Genomic DNA, 1,391 nt, shown 5'->3' on the forward strand with positions numbered 1-1,391 from the left:
GGGATAGTTCAATAAACTGTGTCTGGTTAAAAGTTATTCCTGAGTGCTTTCCACATTCTCCCGCAAGAAACCCCTTCGGGGATTTATTTCGGCGCGGAGAATGTGGAAAGGACGGTCCCAGGCTCTAGTTAATCAAGTGCTTTTCGATCCGTGCTCCGTAGGTACGGATGAGTTCGTGCACAATAGGTTTCCATTTATAGGCATTTCTCTTCCAAGATTTCTGGTTGTGCATCAGTGAAAGGTAAAGCTGTTTGAGCAAGGCCATTTCGGATGTCCAGGCAGCTTTTCCCTTGATCAACTTACGCATGATTCGATGTACGGCCTCTACCGGGTTGGTCGTGTAGATCATCCGTCTCATCCCTTTTGGGAACTGCATGAAAGCCATCAACTCCTCCCACTTGTCCTGCCAATCATCAAGAATATAATGGAGTTTGTTATCCCATTTCTGGTAGAGAGCTTCCAGCGCCATTTTGGCCTCCGTCTCGTTAATGGCCGTATAGATGGTGCGTAAGTCAGCGCAGACCTTTTTTCGTTCCTTGTCGGCAAGGTAGCGTACTGAATTACGGACTTGATGCACTATGCATTTTTGCACAACCGCCTCAGGGAAAGCCTGGTCAATGGCCTGGGAAAAGCCACTGAGGTTATCCGTACAAATAACCACAACATCTTCTACACCACGAGATTTGAGGTCTTCCATAACCAATCCCCATTCCGTAGCACTCTCGCTCTTAGACAAGTAGAGCCCCAGAATGTCTCGTCTACCATCCAGATCAATGGAATATACCGTGTAGAAAGCACGAGTTTCATACTTGCCTTCATGCCGAACTTTGAAATGGATAGCATCTAGGTACACAATAGCATAAAAGGCCTGTAGGGGACGGTTACGCCACTGCTGAACAAGGGGAAGAACTTGGTCGGTAATGGCTGAAATTTTACCCGCCGAAATTTCGACACCAAACATCTGCTGAATCAACCGCCGAATATCTTCGACGCTGTTGCCCTGAGCGTACAGAGCAATTATTTGATCGTTAAGCCCGCTGTTCAATTCCGTTTGTCGCTTGGCAACCAGCTCGGGTTGAAAGGTGCCGTTTCGATCACGAGGAGTACTGATCTCCAGTTCTCCTGCGCTACTAAGTACTCGCTTGGTCATCGAACCGTTGCGCTTGTTTTTCTCTTCCGCAGCAGCTTCTTCCGCCAAGTGATGATCCAGTTCTCCCTCCAATACCGCATTGATGGCCGATTGCATCAGTTGACTGATTGGGCTATCTTGACCAAGTAGGGGCTTACCACTTTTAAGATGGTCTGCTAACAGCTTTTGGAGATCCGCTGGTAATTTGTCTTTTGCGCTTTTCATTCTTAAAGATAGTAGACACACTTACTTGAACAGTCTC

At 47.2% G+C, this 1,391-nt stretch carries 1 protein-coding gene; it reads right to left on the reverse strand.

Annotated features, from left to right (window positions below; translation table 11 throughout):
* Nucleotides 1-124 precede the first annotated feature (124 nt).
* A complete protein-coding gene (locus tag E1J53_RS23790) occupies nt 125-1,354 on the reverse strand; it encodes an IS256 family transposase (protein WP_134274847.1) in 1,230 nt (409 codons plus the stop codon).
* Between the last annotated feature and the right edge of the window lie 37 nt (nt 1,355-1,391).

The sequence above is a fragment of the Lewinella sp. W8 genome (assembly GCF_004375085.3).
Classification (GTDB): Bacteria; Bacteroidota; Bacteroidia; order Chitinophagales; family Saprospiraceae; genus Neolewinella.